This window comes from Shewanella aestuarii (genome assembly GCF_011765625.1).
GTDB classification, from domain to species: domain Bacteria; phylum Pseudomonadota; class Gammaproteobacteria; order Enterobacterales; family Shewanellaceae; genus Shewanella; species Shewanella aestuarii_A.
The window spans coordinates 75,573-92,018 of the sequence record NZ_CP050313.1; the positions used below are offsets into that span (position 1 = coordinate 75,573).

The 16,446-nt window shown below is 42.3% G+C and carries 19 protein-coding genes and 1 riboswitch; of the genes, 17 read left to right on the forward strand and 2 right to left on the reverse strand.

Translation table 11 applies throughout. From position 1 onward, the window contains the following. Window positions 1–82 precede the first annotated feature (82 nt). A complete protein-coding gene (locus HBH39_RS00335; RefSeq protein WP_167674576.1) occupies window positions 83–1,246 on the reverse strand; it encodes an iron-containing alcohol dehydrogenase in 1,164 nt (387 codons plus the stop codon). Window positions 1,247–1,515: 269 nt separating this feature from the next. Here HBH39_RS00335 and HBH39_RS00340 point away from each other — a divergent pair, with 269 nt between their 5' ends. The 9 genes from HBH39_RS00340 to HBH39_RS00380 all read left to right on the forward strand — a co-directional run bounded on the left by HBH39_RS00340 (window position 1,516) and on the right by HBH39_RS00380 (window position 8,783). Then, entirely contained in the window at window positions 1,516–2,385 is an 870-nt protein-coding gene (locus tag HBH39_RS00340; protein ID WP_167674577.1) for an AraC family transcriptional regulator, read from the forward strand. 19 nt (window positions 2,386–2,404) lie between these two features. Then, a complete protein-coding gene (yqfB, locus tag HBH39_RS00345; RefSeq protein WP_167674578.1) occupies window positions 2,405–2,716 on the forward strand; it encodes a N(4)-acetylcytidine aminohydrolase in 312 nt (103 codons plus the stop codon). A 53-nt stretch (window positions 2,717–2,769) separates the two neighbouring features. After that, a complete protein-coding gene (locus tag HBH39_RS00350) occupies window positions 2,770–3,591 on the forward strand; it encodes a DUF2971 domain-containing protein (RefSeq protein ID WP_167674579.1) in 822 nt (273 codons plus the stop codon). Window positions 3,592–4,131: 540 nt separating this feature from the next. After that, window positions 4,132–4,386, forward strand: coding sequence for a type II toxin-antitoxin system Phd/YefM family antitoxin (locus HBH39_RS00355; RefSeq protein ID WP_027849617.1), 255 nt, complete (start codon window positions 4,132–4,134; stop codon window positions 4,384–4,386). Next, complete coding sequence (locus HBH39_RS00360) at window positions 4,379–4,648, forward strand: Txe/YoeB family addiction module toxin (RefSeq protein WP_167674580.1); 270 nt, start codon at window positions 4,379–4,381, stop codon at window positions 4,646–4,648. Before HBH39_RS00355 ends, HBH39_RS00360 begins: the two co-directional genes overlap by 8 nt. Window positions 4,649–5,147: 499 nt before the next feature. Then, entirely contained in the window at window positions 5,148–6,485 is a 1,338-nt protein-coding gene (locus HBH39_RS00365) for a coproporphyrinogen III oxidase family protein (protein WP_167674581.1), read from the forward strand. Window positions 6,486–6,568: 83 nt separating this feature from the next. Then, on the forward strand, window positions 6,569–7,426 hold the full coding sequence (locus tag HBH39_RS00370; protein WP_167674582.1) for a PfkB family carbohydrate kinase: 858 nt from the start codon (window positions 6,569–6,571) through the stop codon (window positions 7,424–7,426). A gap of 270 nt (window positions 7,427–7,696) precedes the next feature. Beyond that, entirely contained in the window at window positions 7,697–8,389 is a 693-nt protein-coding gene (locus HBH39_RS00375; RefSeq protein WP_167674583.1) for an MOSC domain-containing protein, read from the forward strand. Window positions 8,390–8,423: 34 nt separating this feature from the next. Then, complete coding sequence (locus HBH39_RS00380) at window positions 8,424–8,783, forward strand: DUF4870 domain-containing protein (RefSeq protein ID WP_244325708.1); 360 nt, start codon at window positions 8,424–8,426, stop codon at window positions 8,781–8,783. A gap of 63 nt (window positions 8,784–8,846) precedes the next feature. Here the strand turns inward: HBH39_RS00380 and HBH39_RS00385 are convergent, their stop codons facing one another. Next, complete coding sequence (locus HBH39_RS00385) at window positions 8,847–10,496, reverse strand: electron transfer flavoprotein-ubiquinone oxidoreductase (RefSeq protein WP_167674584.1); 1,650 nt, start codon at window positions 10,494–10,496, stop codon at window positions 8,847–8,849. Window positions 10,497–10,724: 228 nt separating this feature from the next. Beyond that, window positions 10,725–10,858: riboswitch (molybdenum cofactor riboswitch) on the forward strand. Here HBH39_RS00385 and moaA point away from each other — a divergent pair. The 8 genes from moaA to HBH39_RS00425 all read left to right on the forward strand — a co-directional run bounded on the left by moaA (window position 10,846) and on the right by HBH39_RS00425 (window position 16,435). Further along, window positions 10,846–11,826: a GTP 3',8-cyclase MoaA gene (gene moaA / locus HBH39_RS00390; RefSeq protein ID WP_167674585.1), complete on the forward strand. Its 981-nt coding sequence runs from the start codon at window positions 10,846–10,848 to the stop codon at window positions 11,824–11,826. (Overlaps the previous riboswitch by 13 nt.) Before the next feature lie 39 nt (window positions 11,827–11,865). Then, window positions 11,866–12,342, forward strand: a complete 477-nt coding sequence (gene moaC, locus HBH39_RS00395) for a cyclic pyranopterin monophosphate synthase MoaC (protein WP_167674586.1) — start codon at window positions 11,866–11,868, stop codon at window positions 12,340–12,342. A 54-nt stretch (window positions 12,343–12,396) separates the two neighbouring features. Beyond that, complete coding sequence (gene moaD / locus HBH39_RS00400; RefSeq protein WP_167674588.1) at window positions 12,397–12,645, forward strand: molybdopterin synthase sulfur carrier subunit; 249 nt, start codon at window positions 12,397–12,399, stop codon at window positions 12,643–12,645. Between the two features lies 1 nt (window position 12,646). Continuing rightward, a complete protein-coding gene (gene moaE / locus HBH39_RS00405) occupies window positions 12,647–13,111 on the forward strand; it encodes a molybdopterin synthase catalytic subunit MoaE (protein ID WP_167674590.1) in 465 nt (154 codons plus the stop codon). 65 nt (window positions 13,112–13,176) lie between these two features. Then, window positions 13,177–14,025, forward strand: a complete 849-nt coding sequence (modA, locus tag HBH39_RS00410) for a molybdate ABC transporter substrate-binding protein (RefSeq protein ID WP_244325709.1) — start codon at window positions 13,177–13,179, stop codon at window positions 14,023–14,025. A gap of 2 nt (window positions 14,026–14,027) precedes the next feature. Then, window positions 14,028–14,705 (forward strand): molybdate ABC transporter permease subunit, encoded by a 678-nt coding sequence (gene modB / locus HBH39_RS00415; RefSeq protein ID WP_167674592.1) that lies wholly within the window; start codon window positions 14,028–14,030, stop codon window positions 14,703–14,705. Further along, on the forward strand, window positions 14,686–15,795 hold the full coding sequence (locus HBH39_RS00420) for an ABC transporter ATP-binding protein (RefSeq protein WP_167679912.1): 1,110 nt from the start codon (window positions 14,686–14,688) through the stop codon (window positions 15,793–15,795). The genes modB and HBH39_RS00420 overlap by 20 nt, the downstream gene beginning before the upstream one ends. Window positions 15,796–15,973: 178 nt before the next feature. Further along, window positions 15,974–16,435: a hypothetical protein gene (locus HBH39_RS00425; protein ID WP_244325710.1), complete on the forward strand. Its 462-nt coding sequence runs from the start codon at window positions 15,974–15,976 to the stop codon at window positions 16,433–16,435. The last annotated feature ends 11 nt before the right edge of the window (window positions 16,436–16,446 follow it).

The window sequence follows — 16,446 nt, forward strand, 5'->3', positions numbered from 1 at the left end:
AATGCCAGTCATATCTAAGACTGGCATTTTGGCTCACTCATTTAGCTGAGTGAATGGCTAAGATTGACAATCTAAAACAGACTTACCACGCCTTTTCTAAAATCTCGCGGCTAATATCTAAGCCCAAATCACCGGTTTCAGATAAAGCGGTCATCCCATGAGCCGCTAACGCAGCAATCACATCATCAATTTGAGCTTTGTCGATACCATAGTCTCGTAGACGGGTTTTTAAGCCAACTTGCTGGAAGAAAGCCTCAGTTTTATCGATAGCTTGATTAATTCTGCTGTCGTCATCACCTTCTGTAATATCCCAAACTCGCTCTGCAAATTGTAATAACTTGGCATGTTTCTGGGGTTTACGAACTCGCCATACCGAAGGTAATACTGCGGCTAGAGTTTGTGCATGATCAATACCAAAGATAGCGGTTAACTCATGACCTATCATGTGGGTCGTCCAGTCAAAAGGTACGCCAACCCCAATCATGCCATTTAAGGCTGATGTCGCACTCCACATTAAGTTAGCGCGCGCTTGATAATTGGTCGGCTCTGCCACTGTAATAGGGCCAATTTCAATTAAGGTACGCATAATACCTTCAGCCATTCTGTCTTGTACTCGGCCATCCACAGGGTAAGTGGCATATTGCTCAATGACATGCACAAACGCATCAACTACGCCATTAGCCACTTGAATTTTAGGTAAGCTGAAGGTCAATTCTGGATCAAGCATCGCAAATGTTGGGTAAACATTAGGGTGGTTTACAGGGAACTTGCCACCCTGATAGCTAACCACAGCAAAGGCGTTCATTTCTGATCCTGTTGCAGGCAAGGTAGCGATAACGCCAAGCGGGATCACTTTATCGTCAGCAACAGGTACAGGGGCAAAACCATGATACAGCAGGCTGGTGGTATCACCTTCAAACTGGGTGGCGAGGGCAATAAACTTAGTGCCATCCATCACAGAGCCGCCACCTACAGCCAATAAAAAATCGATGTTTTCTTTGCGGGCCACTTCAACGGCTTGCATTAAGGTGTCGTATTTAGGGTTGGCTTCAATACCAGCAAACTCAAATACGATACGATTACCAAGTGCAGCCTTCACTTTATCTAAGGTGCCAAAGCGCTTTACGCTGCCGCCACCATAAGTTATTAATACTCGTGCATTTGCTGGCACTAATTGATCAAGTTCTGCAATTCGGTCTTTACCAAAAACAACATGGGTAGGGTTACGATAATTAAAGTTCAGCATAGAGTTGTCACCTTATTTGTTGCATCAGCCACAGCGTGACGGAGCATGAAGTTAAGCAGGTTATCATGACGACGATAAGTGCCTTGTCATCACAATTAAATTTGATGGCATAATCATAAACCTCTGCCACAAAATAAACAGACACATAACTATTGTAATTGTGCCTATTCCTACTTATTTTTGTTTTAAATAGCATTTTAATTGTATTTTTGATGCACTTTTCTGCTTTGGTGGTAATCTTGTTGCATGATGTGTAACGAGTAGTAGCAATGACAGATATCGCAACATTAATGGCAGCATTAGCGCCAAAAGAAGGCGTGAATCCAACTCATTTAAAAGGCGTGCATGTTTTTAGAGGCTCGCAATATGGCGCACGTGGGCCTATGTGTTATTCACAGGGGATGCTATTTGTTGGGCAAGGTAAAAAGCGCCTGTATTTAGATGAGCAAACGTTTGATTACGACAGCCAAAATGCATTAGTGATGACGGTGCCATTGCCGGTGGAGTGTGAAACCTTTGCCAGCCCAGATGAACCTGTGTTGGTATTAATGGTCGATATTGATTTGGTGCAGTTGAATCACATTATTCGCTTGATGGATGAGCATAATCAAATACCCAAAAATTTGAATGAATCGCGTCAATCGGGATATTTTGTCACGCCGACCACAGAAGAGTTGGATTGCAGTGTGTTTAGGTTGCTGCAAGCTTTACAATCGCCACTCGAAGCTAAGGTGATGGGCGAAGCATTAGTGCTTGAGCTGTTATATCGGTTACTTGAAAGCCCCAATGCCGCGCCTTTGTATGCATTATCGCTTAGCCACACTCGCTTATCGCGAGTCGAAAAGGCGTTAAGTTATATCCATCGGCATTATGGTGAGTCAGTTGAGGTAGATACCTTAGCGGGGCTGGTGAACATGAGCCCATCGGCATTTCATCGTTGCTTCAAAGAGGTAACGGCCTCTTCACCGATTCAATATTTGAAGAAAATTAGATTAACGCGCGCGAAAGAACTACTTCAAGCCCAGCGGTTAAAAGTAAAAGATGTGGCCTCGCAAGTTGGCTATGAAAGCAGCGCGCAATTTAGCCGAGAGTTTAAACGTTACTTCGACCAAAGCCCCGGTGATTGTGCACGCCAATAACAGACATAAGGCTACAATAATGATCCCAACCAGTATCACGTTTTTTGAATACCTAACCCCGCTGGTGGCCAGCGGCGCTAAAACCATCACCATTCGAGATGCGTCAGAAAATCACTACGTACCCGGTACGCAAGTGGAAGTCTTCACCCTTGAGACCCATCAAAAGGTCTGTGATATTACTATTTTGTCAGTTGAGCCCTTGGCGTTTGATGACATTAATGAGTTCCATGCTGAGCAAGAAAGCCTGCCTCTGGATGAGCTAAAACAGATTATTCAACAGGTTTACCCAAACCAACAATCCTTGTTTATGATTTCATTTGAGTTGGTTTAGGAGAGTTGATCTGAACCCACTAAATTTGGGCGTTAGTTTTTTGAGGATAAACGTTGATTCTATATAAATATATGTCGTTTAAAGCGGCTATTTCAGTTATTGAAAACTCATCACTCGGCTTCTCTTGCTTAGAAGATCTGAATGATCCATTTGAGTGTACAGCCTTTGGTTTTGATGAGTGTGGTGACTCATTCGTAACCACAACAATGGCTACAAATGCTTGTAAAAATCGTTTTTCAAGAAACTATGGTGTGCTGTCACTTACTAGGCAACCATTGAATTCGTTAATGTGGGCTCACTATGGGGACGAACACCAAGGCGTAGTAATTGGCTTTGATGTCAAATTAGCTGGATTTACTGATGAAGATGCATGCGTCATACCCTGTCAGTATGGTGAAATCGTCTATTCGGCAACTAAGCCACATAAAAATTTGTCTACTTTAAGTAGTGAAGAATTGATGAGTATAGGAAATGGCATCAAATTTAACTCTGATGCCTTTAATTTAGTCAAAAGGGCATTTTTGTACAAATCTATTGAATGGAGCTACGAAGAAGAAATTCGAGTTGTTAAGGATATATCAGCTCTACCGTTTAGCTACCATGTCGGTAAGGGACGCAGTAACGCTTGGAATAAAATCTCGGTAGCAGGGCGTCCATTGTATTGTTTGGATATACCAGAAAATGCTGTTAAGGAAATATATTTAGGTCGGCATATATATAAAAATGTAACTAAAAAGAACGATTTCTCCGATGATGAACTTAAAGAGATCCTTCTTTCATGGGGACGCAAAGATTTAAAATTATTACAATGTCAGCCAGATGTACACTCATGGCAATTAATAGCTGAAAAATCAATCAACAAAGCTAACGAGTAAAGATAAGCCGCGTTCTTGTCCCAAGTGTGGAACAAGCCTGAGTGATACCTTTATAGTGTAAATATCGAAATTAGCGGGGGCTGAATAAGCTTAATCGAAGAGATAAATTATTAGGTGTAAGCGCGGCTGTGGCCGTCGATGGCATGGATGCCATCGTTGAGCTTACACGGACGTACTTGCAGCGTGTCACAGAAGTGCTTACACATAAGGTTGGCCCCTTCACATCTATGCCACCACATATGCCACTACAGCTCGCGACATTCGTAATTAATGGGCAGAGTAAAATTTAAAAAGGGAATTAAACCGCGCATGTGATTGAATGGCATCTTCTTCCTCTTCTTTCCTAAATGTCGTGCTCAATGATTGTTTTCGAGGTTAGCCGACAATTTGATATCACTAATGGTCAAAATTTACGCTGTGCTCCAACTTTCATGTGCTGCGGGCGTTAGTTTCCGGATTAATATCGCATGTTCAACTTACTGTACAAGTACCTGAGTGAAGATTATACTTGTTCCATTAACTGTACATGTGGAGGCTCTTATGAGAATCGTATCTTTTACTGAAGCGAGAAATGGTCTTAAAGCTGTTTTGGATGGTGTCGTTAATGATGCCGATACAACAATTATTACGCGTCGTGATTCTGAAGATGCAGTGGTAATGTCTTTAGACTATTACAACAGCCTTATGGAGACGGTTCACTTACTACGCTCTCCTCAAAACGCTGAGCATCTAAATCGTTCAATAGCTCAGTACCGTGCAGGTAAAACAACGGCACGAGAGTTAATTGATGAGTAGTAGCCAACGTGTACTGTCATGGACTGATGACGCCTGGGATGATTACTTGTATTGGCAAACTCAAGACAAGAAAACTCTCAAGCGCATCAACAAACTTATCAATGATGTTAAGCGCTCTCCATTTGAGGGTATCGGCAAACCAGAGCCGTTGAAAGAGAACCTAGCTGGTTTTTGGTCTCGTCGAATTGATGATACTAATAGGCTTGTTTACGTGGTCGATGATCAAGCAATAACGGTAATTTCGTGTCGTTACCACTACTAAATCAGGTTCAGCGGTCGGACACCTAACGGATAAGGATAGGCCGCGCGTATTGCTTACACATAAGGTTGTCCCCTTCACATCTATGCCACCACATATGCCACTAGAGCTCACGACATTCGTAATTAGTGTGGCCGAAGCACCACGATTTATCTCAGGCATTGAGGCTACAAAAACATTATCGATATTGAGTTACTCAATAACGACTCATACTTTATTTGCATTGAGGCTATCGAGAAGGGCTGTTAGCTTTGCCAGTGAGGAATCGGGATTTTGCAAAGTTGCTTCAATTGTTCGATATATTAATAGTTGCTAAAACATGACCTGCTTAACAAATAAGCATTAAAAATCCTGTTAGTTTACCTTTCGGTTTACATAGCGTTGTCTACTTCACATCTTATCTATATCTAAAGTGGTATTTTTAGGCTCCGCTAACGGGATATGTTTTTTACTGCTTTGTAATCAACGATTTTGCTTTCAAGCTTTGCTCACTAGGATTTCTATGTCTTCTATTATTCAATCAACATCTGATGCGTTGATTACACCTTATCAATCTAACATTACGGTTCCAAACTGGATGGTCAGTTCAATGGAAAAAGTAATGCAGTATTACGTTGATAAAAATTTACGTTTAGACACGATCTCGACTGACAGAATGCCAAAGCCGGTTGAAGGGCGTAAGTACATGCTTTATGCGCATATTCCGTTTTGTCATACCCTGTGTTCATTTTGTACTTTTCATCGATTTTTATTCCGTGAAGATAAAGCGCGTGAGTACTTTATTGCATTGCGTAAAGAAATGCAGATGGCCAAAGATTTAGGGTATCAGTTTGACTCTATGTACATTGGCGGCGGTACAACAACCGTACTGGAAGATGAGTTAGCAAGAACCATTGAGCACGCCAAAACCCTATTTCCTGACATCAAAGAAGTGTCTTGTGAGTCAGACCCACAGCATTTAGCTAACCCTGAGTTTAAACAACTAAAAGGGTTAGTCGACAGAATGTCGATTGGGGTGCAAAGCTTCAATGATGATATTTTGAAAATGACCGACCGCTTAGAAAAGTTTGGCACGGGTCAGCAAACTTTTGACCGTATCATGGCGGCAAAAGAATTGTTTCCAATCATCAATGTTGATTTGATCTTTGGTTTTAGAGGGCAAACTGACGAGGTTATCCAAGCGGATTTAGATATGGCATCTAAGCTAGATCCTCGCCAAATTACCACTTATCCTTTGATGATAACGCATCAAACCCGAAAGAGTGTTAAAGGTACCTTAGCAGCTCCGCATGGTGAAATGGTTAATCAATATCGTCAGATTTTAAATAGATTAACAGGTCAATATACTCAGTTATCTGCATGGGCTTTTGGTAAAGCAAATAATGAGGGCTTTGACGAGTATGTGATCGATCATGATGAATACTTAGGTGTGGGGTCTGGATCATTCAGCTTTTTAAATGACACCTTGTATGTGAATACTTTCTCATTGAAAAAATACCAAGAGCGTATTGCCCAAGGTCGTATGGCAGTCGAGCAGCAAAAGTTTTATCACAAAAAAGAAGTGATGCAATATCGTTTTCTGTTAGGCATGTTTTCAGGTCGATTATCACGTAAATATTTTCGTGATGAATTTGGGGTGAACCTTGATACCGCATTATTTAAAGAAATGAGCTCGATGAAGGCCATAGGGGCAATCAAAAATGACCCCGCACATCCAGACCGCTTAATAGTGACCGATAACGGTAAAATGATGGGGCTGTTGATGATGAAAGAGTTTTATTCCGGTATGGATAACGTTCGCGCTCAGTTACGTCAGCCCTTAACCGACTTAGATATGTAGCAAGACCGCTAAGATTAAAAAGGCAGTGAACAACACTGCCTTTTTGTTATACTCAAATTCATTATTTTTCTGACGACTCAGCTATGGCCAATATTCTGCTTCTCGCTAATATCAATTGTGACCGTATTTTACGTTTGAATAAACCACTTCAATCGGGATGTCGCTATCATTACCAAGATGGCGGATTACGTCTTGGCGGCGGCGGGGCGAATACCGGTATTGGTTTAGTTTGGGCACAACATAATGTGTCTCTGGTTAGTGAAGTGGGTAATGATGATATTGGTGATTGGATTGTGGCCCAAGCCAGTACCCAAGGTTTAGATTGTCGTATGGTACAGCGTTTTGAAGGGAATACCTGTGAAATGCTGTTGGTTATGACTCCAGACGGCGAACGAACCATTATTCGCCCAGAAAGACCTATTTTTGAATTGCACCACCAACCTAACTGGCAACATTGGCAGGCGTTTTACATTAATACTTCTGCAGTGGGCACAGAAACATGGGCGCAGGCAGCCATTAATGCAGGGCATACGCTGGTGGTTGCACAACTTGCCAAAGATGAGCGCAGCCGCCCTTGCCATATATTAATTGCTTCCATCACTGATATGCAGGGACGTTGCTTGCAACATCCTTGGCAGTTTGCCAAACAAATTTGCGGGGATAAATTACAGCATTTTATTGTCACCGATGGTGAAAATGGTGCAACGGTTTACAGTGCCGATGGCCAACAGCATGTACCAGCAGTTCCTGCCAAAGTGGTAGATACTACTGGGGCTGGCGATAATTATGCTGCAGGTGTTATTCATGGCTTGTGTGCGAATAAATCAATAACCGAAGCCATGGAAGAAGGGGCTCGCTGGGCTGCTTTAGCTGTCGCTACGCCTAGTTCTGTTCCGGGCGCAGGTTTACAGCAATATCTCATTCAGCAGGGATTAGGTTAGCAATACATAGCCGCTAAATTACATTAGCCATTTAGCTGTGTAGTGCTTTTTGCTACCAATCAGAATTTGTCATTGTGCTGTCATATTGATGCGCTATCTTAGCGATACTCTAATAGCATTCCTAAGTGTCAATTGCTTTTATTTTTGGTTGCTGAGTGCGTTCTCCCCAAATCTGACATCTTGTTTATGCCTTACTGCTCCCCTGGTAAGGCTTTTTTTGCTTGTTTTTTAGGTATATTAGTTTGAGATGACTTTCAATGGAGTGCGCTTGTGAGTAAACGATTAGTGGATCGGATGTCGGGTTTATACCTAGGTGATCAGATAGAAATGCGTAACGGTGTTGCAAGTTGCATCAATCAAAAACATTCGGTTGAGAAGCTAACGGTGCAATTTAATCGCGTGGTGGGTAATGGTGAGGCTGATCCGAAACATCATGGAGGGTTAGATCGCGTTATACATCATTTCCCTCGGGAGCATTACGGTCAGTATCGTCGCTGGGACTTAATGTCCTCTTTTAAAGATGCGCCCTCTATGGGAGAAAATATCAGTACCGTTGGCCTTAATGAATCACAAATAAACATTGGTGATATTGTTCAAGTTGGGGATGTCACCCTGCAAGTGACTCAGCCGCGCTCACCTTGCTTTAAACTGAATCAGCAATTTGGCCATCAAGATTTTGCATTGGTTATGCAAAAAACGCGTATGTGTGGCTGGTTTTATAAGGTGCTGTCTGAAGGGGATATCGGGTTGAGCGACTCGGTCCACTTAATTGAGCGGCTCTCTCATATCAGTGTTTCTCGGGCAATGGAGATTTACTTTTTAAAAGACTTTGATGCGCTGCAATATCAAATGTTGCTCGAATGCCCCGGGCTGGCACAAAGTTGGGTTGATTCACTACAGCATAGATTAAACACTGAATCTATTGAAGAATGGCAAATGCGCTTGTATGGTAAAGCAAGTTAATTAACGTAGAATTTAAATATATATAAGGATAGTCATGGAAGATTTTCAAGAATCAATCGATAAGCAAGCTAGGGACATGGGCGTACTTATTTATGCTGCTAGTTTTGCCGGATATATTATTCCACTAGGCAGTATTTTAGGACCCCTCATTGTGTGGTTAATGAAGCGAGATGAGTTTGAGTTTGCTAATCAATGCGGCAAAAACTGTTTGAACTTCAAAATTAGCTTGTTTATTTATGTCATGATCTCAATGGTATTAGCCTTTGTGGGTATAGGTTTTATTTTATTAGGCGTATTAGCCCTAATGGATATTATCTGTACCATTATCGCGATTATTAAAGCTACTGAAGGCAAGGCTTATCAATACCCTTTAACAATTAAGTTTTTAAAATAAAAATAGCAATAAAAATGCCGCCTATCATAGTGATTGGCGGCATTTTTGTTTTTGATCAGTCGCTTACATATTTGGATAATTTGGGCCGCCGCCGCCCTCAGGTGTTACCCAAGTAATATTTTGGCTAGGGTCTTTAATATCACAGGTTTTACAGTGAATGCAGTTTTGGCCATTGATGACAAACTTTTTCTCGCCGGCTTCTTCAACCACCTCATAAACCCCTGCTGGGCAATAACGCTGTGCAGGTTCATCGAATTTTACTAAATTAACAGCAATAGGAATGCTCTTATCTTTTAACTTTAAATGACAAAGCTGATCTTCTTCATGGTAGGTATTAGATAAATAAACCGAAGATAGTTTGTCAAAACTCAATTTGCCGTCAGGCTTTGGATAATCGATTTTGGCATAATCGCTCGCTAATCCCATATTGGCGTAATCAGGGGTGGTGTCTCTAAGTGTGATAGGGAATTTTCCACCAAACCAATTTTGGTCAATAAAGTTAAATGCGCCGCCAACAAAGGTGCCAAACTTATGTAATGCTGGACCAAAGTTGCGAGATTTAAATAGCTCCTTATGTAACCAGCTTTCTTCAAAGCGAGTTTGAAAGCAATCTAAATCTTTACCGCCTTCCAGACCTGCAATTAAACCTTCGCCTAAAGTTTCAGCAGCCACAATGCCACTCTTAATTGCGGTATGAATACCTTTAATTTTAGAAAAGTTAAGTGTGCCTGCGTTACAACCAATGATAAGGCCGCCTGGGAAGCTCATTTTAGGCAGTGAATTTAGGCCACCTTTTGTGATGGCACGAGCACCATAAGTTATGCGCTCACCACCAGTTAAATACTGGGCGATAACAGGGTGAGTTTTATAGCGTTGGAATTCGTCAAATGGACTGAGGTGTGGATTTTTGTAATTAAGGTCAACAATTAGCCCAACTGCAACTTGGTTGTCTTCCATGTGATATAAAAAGCCACCACCCGATGAGCCGTTATTTAATGGCCATCCACCAGTATGGACAACTTTTCCTAACTCGTGTTGTTCTGCAGGTACTTTCCAAATCTCTTTAAAACCTAAGCCATAATGTTGTGGCGTTTTGCCATTATCTAAATGGTATTTTTCAATGAGCTGCTTACCTAAGTGGCCACGACAACCTTCTGAAAAAACAGTGTATTTAGCATGAAGTTCCATACCTGGCATATAGCTGTCTTTGGGTTGGCCATCTGCGCCAACACCCATGTCACCAATTAGGATACCTTTTACGCTGTTGTCATCATTAAACAGTAATTCACTGGCAGCGAATCCGGGGAAAATTTCAACCCCCATCGCTTCAGCGCGATTAGCTAACCAGCGTGCAAGATTACCAGCACTGATAATATAGTTGCCTTCATTGTGCATGGTTTTTGGCACAAGGCTGTTAGGTATTAATTTAGATGTTGTTGATGAATTTAATAGGTAGATGTCATCATGAGTAACTTGAGTAGTTAATGGAATATCGCTATCACGCCAGTCATCAAAAAGCTCGTCGAGTACATCGGGCTGAAATACGGCGCCAGATAAAATATGGGCACCAACTTCAGATCCTTTTTCAACCACACAGACGGTGATCTCTTTTTCGGCATCTTTTGATATTTGCATTAAACGGCATGCTGTTGCTAAACCTGAAGGGCCTGCGCCAACAATGACTACGTCGAACTCCATTGACTCACGTTCCATCTTCTCACCTTTTTAGTTCCCGATACGTCGGGTTTATTGTTTTTATTACGACAATCAAACGATCGTTTCATCTTGATGCTTACCTTACCGCAAAATTCGTCGTTCGCCCAGTATTTCAGTGTATTTGATCATCGTGAGCAGAGTCACAAATAGGTGATGCAAATGACATAACGACACAATATTTAATCAAAAGGTCTGTCTGTTTGGGCTTGTTTCGGCCTATAATCAACTTCGACGGTTCTCCGAGCTTTTAATCCTACGTCAGACGATACGGGTTTTTAGCCGTGGTAATAATGCCACCGGGGTGAGTAAAGAAATGCACTCTCCTCCCACATTTGGAAAGGTTAACATGTCCCAATTACAAGACAATTTTGGTCGGAAGTTTCACTATTTGCGAATGTCAGTCACTGACGTTTGTAATTTCAAATGCTCCTACTGTTTACCTGATGGTTACCGTCCCGACGGCAAGCCAAGCTTTTTGACACTTACTGAAATCGAAAATTTAGTTGCCGCCTTTGGTGAGGTCGGTACTCAAAAAATTCGTATTACTGGTGGTGAGCCCACTTTACGTAAAGATTTTACCGATATTGTGCGTATCGTGGCCGACAACCCCAACATTCATACTGTTGCAACCACAACCAATGGCTACCGCTTAGCTAAAAATGCCAAAGAATGGTACGACGCAGGTTTGCGCCGTATTAATGTGTCGGTAGATAGCTTAGACCCTCGGATGTTTTATCAAATTACTGGTGAAAACAAATTTGATGAAGTCATGCGTGGTATTGATGCGGCCCTTGAGGCAGGTTTTGAGCGAGTCAAAGTCAATGCGGTTCTGCTTAAAGACTTAAACGATAAAGATTTGCCGCGTTTTTTGCATTGGATTAAGCACACGCCGATTGATTTACGCTTTATTGAATTAATGGAAACCGGCTTAGGTCATGACTATTTTAAAGCGCACCATTTAGCGGGTGCCGACATCAAAGCGCGTTTAATGGCAGAAGGTTGGTTATATGACCAGCCAGGTAAAGATGATGGTCCTGCGCAAAACTTTAGTCGTCCTGATCATAAGGGCCGTATTGGTTTAATCATGCCATATGCCAAAAACTTTTGTGCCAGCTGTAACCGTTTAAGGGTGTCAGCCAAAGGTAAGCTTCACTTGTGTTTGTTTACCGAAAATGGCCTTGATTTACGTGATTTATTACAACATCCTGAGCAGCGTGCAGAGCTTATCGAGCGCTTACATGGGCAATTGACTCAAAAAGAGCAAACCCATTATTTACATCAAGGGATCACAGGTGTCACGCAGCATCTGGCATCCATTGGTGGCTAGTTATTCATTCAAGTAGCATACATTTAAGGCTTTAAATTCATGAGCAATCGTTTTACCCATATTAACGCCGATGGCAATGCCCATATGGTCGATGTGACTGAAAAAGCAGTTACCGAACGCGAAGCACGTGCAGAAGCATTCATTGAAATGGCACCAAGCACATTAGAGATGATCATGAGCGGCAGTCATCATAAAGGTGATGTGTTTGCGACTGCGCGCATAGCGGGTATTCAAGCTGCGAAAAAAACCGCCGATCTTATCCCTTTATGTCATCCACTCATGCTCACTAAAGTTGAGGTTGATTTGGTGGCTGAGCCTGAATTTAATCGTGTACGTATTAACAGCTTATGTAAGTTATCAGGTAAAACAGGTGTTGAAATGGAAGCGTTAACCGCGGCGTCTGTAGCGGCATTAACCATTTATGATATGTGTAAAGCCGTACAAAAAGACATGGTGATTTCACAGGTTAAATTGCTTGAAAAACGTGGCGGCAAATCGGGTCACTTTAAAGCCTAAAACTATTCAGCCCCTTTTAGTATATCGATTGGTTTAAATTAAGTAGAGATACCTATGATCCAAGTATTATTTTTTGCCCAAGTGCGTGAGTTATTGGGTACTGCAAAGCTTGAGTTTTCTGCGCAAGGCATTAACAACACAGAGCAATTACGTGCCGCTTTAGCTGCTCAAGATGATAAATGGGCCAAAGTGATGGCATCTGACAAGTTATTGGTCGCGGTCAATCAAACCATTAGCAACTGGGAGGCAAGCGTTGCTGATGGTGACGAAGTGGCCTTTTTCCCACCAGTAACCGGGGGCTAATATGAGCCAACTGCCAACTATTCGGGTGCAAACTGCTGATTTTGATGTGGCCCATGAGTATGAGTTACTAGCAAAGGATAACAGCGATGGTGCTGTAGTTACTTTTGTGGGTAAAGTGCGTGATTTCAATGATGGTAATCCTGTAACGGATTTAACATTAGAGCACTACCCAGGTATGACTGAAGCGGTATTGCAGCAAATTGCGCAGCAAGCGCATGAGCGTTGGCCGCTTAACTTTGTGACGATTATTCATCGTGTTGGCACCATGGCACTAGGTGAGCAAATCGTATTTATTGGCGTAACTAGCGCCCACCGTAAAGCGGCTTTTGCTGCATGTGAGTTTCTAATCGATTTTTTAAAAACCAAAGCTCCTTTTTGGAAATTGGAAGCCGGTGACACTGGTAGTCATTGGGTTGAAGCCCGTGATAGCGATGAACAAGCGGCCAAAATGTGGCAACAGGATTAGTTGTTTTATCTGCTTTCAAAAAGTGAACATCTAAGTAAAGCATCATGGGTTAGGAGTTGATTCTGGTGGGTTGTTTTCAAGCTTTATCTAGCAAGATTAATATTTTGCAGGTGACCTTTCTTGTTTGCTTTTTAAGTGTGTTCACGACATTTACTGTTGTGGCCGCTAATCCACCCAATATCGCCGTAGCTGCCAGCATGAAATTCGCCATTGACGATATTGCCAAGCAGTTTACTCAACAAACTGGTTTTAGATTACGCTTAAGCTATGGTTCTTCAGGGAATTTCGCGAGTCAAATTCAGCATGGCGCTCCGTTTGAGCTTTTGCTTAGCGCGGATGAAATTTATCCAAACAAACTTATTGAAGCAGGGTTAACCCAAGATGCCGGTGAGGTATATGCCATTGGTCGTTTAGCCCTAGCCGTGCCTAAGCATTCGCAGATGCACCTTGATGGCCAATTAAACGGCCTAAAGCAGTTGATTGATGGACACAAGCTGCAACGTTTTGCGATTGCTAATCCTGAACATGCACCATATGGCGAACGAGCCAAACAAGCATTACAAACTAAAGGTTTGTGGCAAGATATTGAAAAAAATATCATTTTAGGTGAAAACGCCTCCCAAGCAGCTCAATTTGCAGTGAGCGGTTCAACCCAAGGCGGTATCGTGCCGCTCTCGCTCGCTATGTCAGACAATTTTTCGCGCATGGGTAATTATGTGGTGATTGCTGATGAGCTGTATGATCCTATCAATCAGCGGATGGTATTAGTAAACAATGCTTCTAGTGTCGCGCAGCAATTTTATGCCTTTATCTTGTCTGCTCCAGCACACCACATTTTGCGCCAGTATGGTTTTGATGTGCCACCAATAACGGCAAGCAAATCAAACGAGTTAACAACAATGGAAGGGCGCTAACTTTGGATTGGCAGGCGTTGTGGTTATCAATCAAATTAAGCACTGTTACCGTATTACTACTGGTTCCATCATCGCTATGGGTGGGACGCTTTTTAGCTTACAACCAGTTTCGAGGTAAGTCTTGGTTTGAGGCACTAATCATGGTGCCATTAGTATTACCACCAACTGTCGTGGGCTATTACTTGCTGGTGGGGATGGGTAATCAAAGCTGGCTTGGGCAATGGGTAGAGCAAATCTTTGGCCAACAGTTAGTGTTCCATTTTTCTGGTTTGGTGATTGCTTCAATGTTGGTCAATATTCCATTTGCTGTGCAGCCGATACAGCGCGCATTTGAAACCATTCCTGTTGATATTCGTGATGCCGCAGCTTGCTGTGGTATGAGTCGTTTAAGCCTATTTTTTAAAGTTGAACTGCCTATGGTGTGGCCGGGAGTGTTAACGGCTATGGTATTGTGTTTTTCGCATGTATTGGGTGAATTTGGCGTGGTGTTAATGCTAGGTGGCAATATTGTCGGCGAAACGAAAACCATCTCAATTGCTATCTATGATAGTGTGCAGGCGTTCGATTTTGATGGTGCAGGCACCATGTCATTGGTGCTACTCATATTCGCCATTTCAGCGTTAGCATTAACGAGTAGCATGTCTCGGCGATTAGGAGGTCATCTTGGCAGCCATCGCTGATCTGCATTGTGATATTTCGCAGCAACATCCCATACCGTTAGAAGCCCACTTTAGTTGCAAGGCGGGTGAGTTATTGGCTGTGGTTGGCCCTTCTGGCGGCGGCAAAACAACTTTGCTTAGAATGATTGCAGGCTTAAGCCAACCGCAATCGGGTAGTATTAGCTATGGCGAGCAAACGTGGTTTAATGGTCAAAACAAGGTATTTTTAACCCCGCAACAGCGTCATATTGGTTATGTGCCGCAGCACTTTGGGTTGTTTCCACATATGACAGCGATTCAAAATGTCATGTCTGGGCTTGAGCATGTGCCAAAAATTAAGCGTAAACAGCGCGCATTAGATTGGTTAGAAAGGGTAAATTTAGAGGGGCTTCCTGATCGCTTACCGAATCATTTATCTGGCGGGCAGCGCCAACGAGTCGCCTTGGCACGAGCGTTAGCCCGCGAGCCTGCAGTGTTGTTATTGGATGAGCCCTTTTCTGCGGTTGATAGAGAAACCCGTGAGCGCTTATATATTGAATTGGCGCGGTTAAAATCTCAATTGGCTATCCCAGTTATTATGGTGACTCATGATATTCATGAGGCCCAGTTGCTTGCCGACAGAATGATTTTAATTAGCCAAGGACAAATGCTACAGCAAGGTAAACCTTTTGAGGTGATGTCGCATCCTCGCAATGAGGCGGTCGCCAAGCAGATGGGGTTGCGCAATATGTTCGATGCAACTGTGGTTGATCAACAGGCTGGTAAAAACATGACCTGGTTAAGGTTTGGTGATCACCAAATTGCCACAGAAAACGCTCCGCCTTTAACTGTGGGTCAGCATGTCCGTTGGGTAATTCCAAATCAGGGAATACGCTTTAATGCCATTACCAGTGGCCGTTTATGTAAAAGCTTGAATAAATTGGATGTGCAAATTGAGTCATTGCTGGTGATGGGTGAAACCGTCAGGGTGATTGCACGAGTAGATGGTATTCAACAAGTGATGAATGCGGATATACCGATTCATTTATGCCAAAAGCTTGGGCTTGAAAATGGGATGAGAACTACAGTTGCATTAAAGTCTGATCAAATTCATATTTTACAGGCAGATTAAGTGATGATTTGTCGATATTTCATTTGCATGATCAATTATTAATCTTAGATTTCTTGGGTCTTGTGTTGGAGTTAGGTAAAGTAACACTGTGTATAAATCTTCTAACTTGAGGCTTAAAATGGTTCGGTTGCTACTCGCGCTGTGCTTGGTTCCATTTGTGTCGATGGCGGCTCCATCCATGCAATCACTGTTATCCCAAGAAGGCTTATTGACTCCCGTTTCTGTAATGGAAAAATGGGAGCAACAAGATTTGGGTACCATCTGTGGATTCAATCTTGATATCGACAACGAGCAGCTTGTTTACTTATTTTCTGCAATCAATACCAAAGCCAAATTACTCTATAAACTTGAGTATAATGCCGCCGATGGTCAGCTATTGGCTGAATCTAGCCAACCCTATGATGGCGACAGCATTGAACAATTACATGCAGTAAGTTTGATGCTTAAAAAAAACCTAACCTTCTCTTCTTTAATTAACTTAGCGACCCAGAATAAAAGCGGGCATTTAATTCAAGCCGAATTAGATCATGATTTATCAATTAGTTATCTTGAGCTGAAGTTGTTAAATCAACAACAGCAAAAGACGATTGCCTTTGATATTGAAAATCTCCGTCCATTACCACTACTTAAATGGGATTAACTGCGACTATG

Bases quoted from the DNA above. Each gene is read 5' to 3' on its own strand.
- HBH39_RS00335 (WP_167674576.1), bottom strand. From the start codon at position 1,246: ATGCTGAACTTTAATTATCGTAACCCTACCCATGTTGTTTTTGGTAAA.
- HBH39_RS00340 (WP_167674577.1), top strand. From the start codon at position 1,516: ATGACAGATATCGCAACATTAATGGCAGCATTAGCGCCAAAAGAAGGC.
- yqfB (WP_167674578.1), top strand. From the start codon at position 2,405: ATGATCCCAACCAGTATCACGTTTTTTGAATACCTAACCCCGCTGGTG.
- HBH39_RS00355 (WP_027849617.1), top strand. From the start codon at position 4,132: ATGAGAATCGTATCTTTTACTGAAGCGAGAAATGGTCTTAAAGCTGTT.
- HBH39_RS00360 (WP_167674580.1), top strand. From the start codon at position 4,379: ATGAGTAGTAGCCAACGTGTACTGTCATGGACTGATGACGCCTGGGAT.
- HBH39_RS00365 (WP_167674581.1), top strand. From the start codon at position 5,148: ATGTCTTCTATTATTCAATCAACATCTGATGCGTTGATTACACCTTAT.
- HBH39_RS00370 (WP_167674582.1), top strand. From the start codon at position 6,569: ATGGCCAATATTCTGCTTCTCGCTAATATCAATTGTGACCGTATTTTA.
- HBH39_RS00380 (WP_244325708.1), top strand. From the start codon at position 8,424: ATGGAAGATTTTCAAGAATCAATCGATAAGCAAGCTAGGGACATGGGC.
- HBH39_RS00385 (WP_167674584.1), bottom strand. From the start codon at position 10,496: ATGGAACGTGAGTCAATGGAGTTCGACGTAGTCATTGTTGGCGCAGGC.
- moaA (WP_167674585.1), top strand. From the start codon at position 10,846: ATGTCCCAATTACAAGACAATTTTGGTCGGAAGTTTCACTATTTGCGA.
- moaC (WP_167674586.1), top strand. From the start codon at position 11,866: ATGAGCAATCGTTTTACCCATATTAACGCCGATGGCAATGCCCATATG.
- moaD (WP_167674588.1), top strand. From the start codon at position 12,397: ATGATCCAAGTATTATTTTTTGCCCAAGTGCGTGAGTTATTGGGTACT.
- moaE (WP_167674590.1), top strand. From the start codon at position 12,647: ATGAGCCAACTGCCAACTATTCGGGTGCAAACTGCTGATTTTGATGTG.
- HBH39_RS00425 (WP_244325710.1), top strand. From the start codon at position 15,974: ATGCAATCACTGTTATCCCAAGAAGGCTTATTGACTCCCGTTTCTGTA.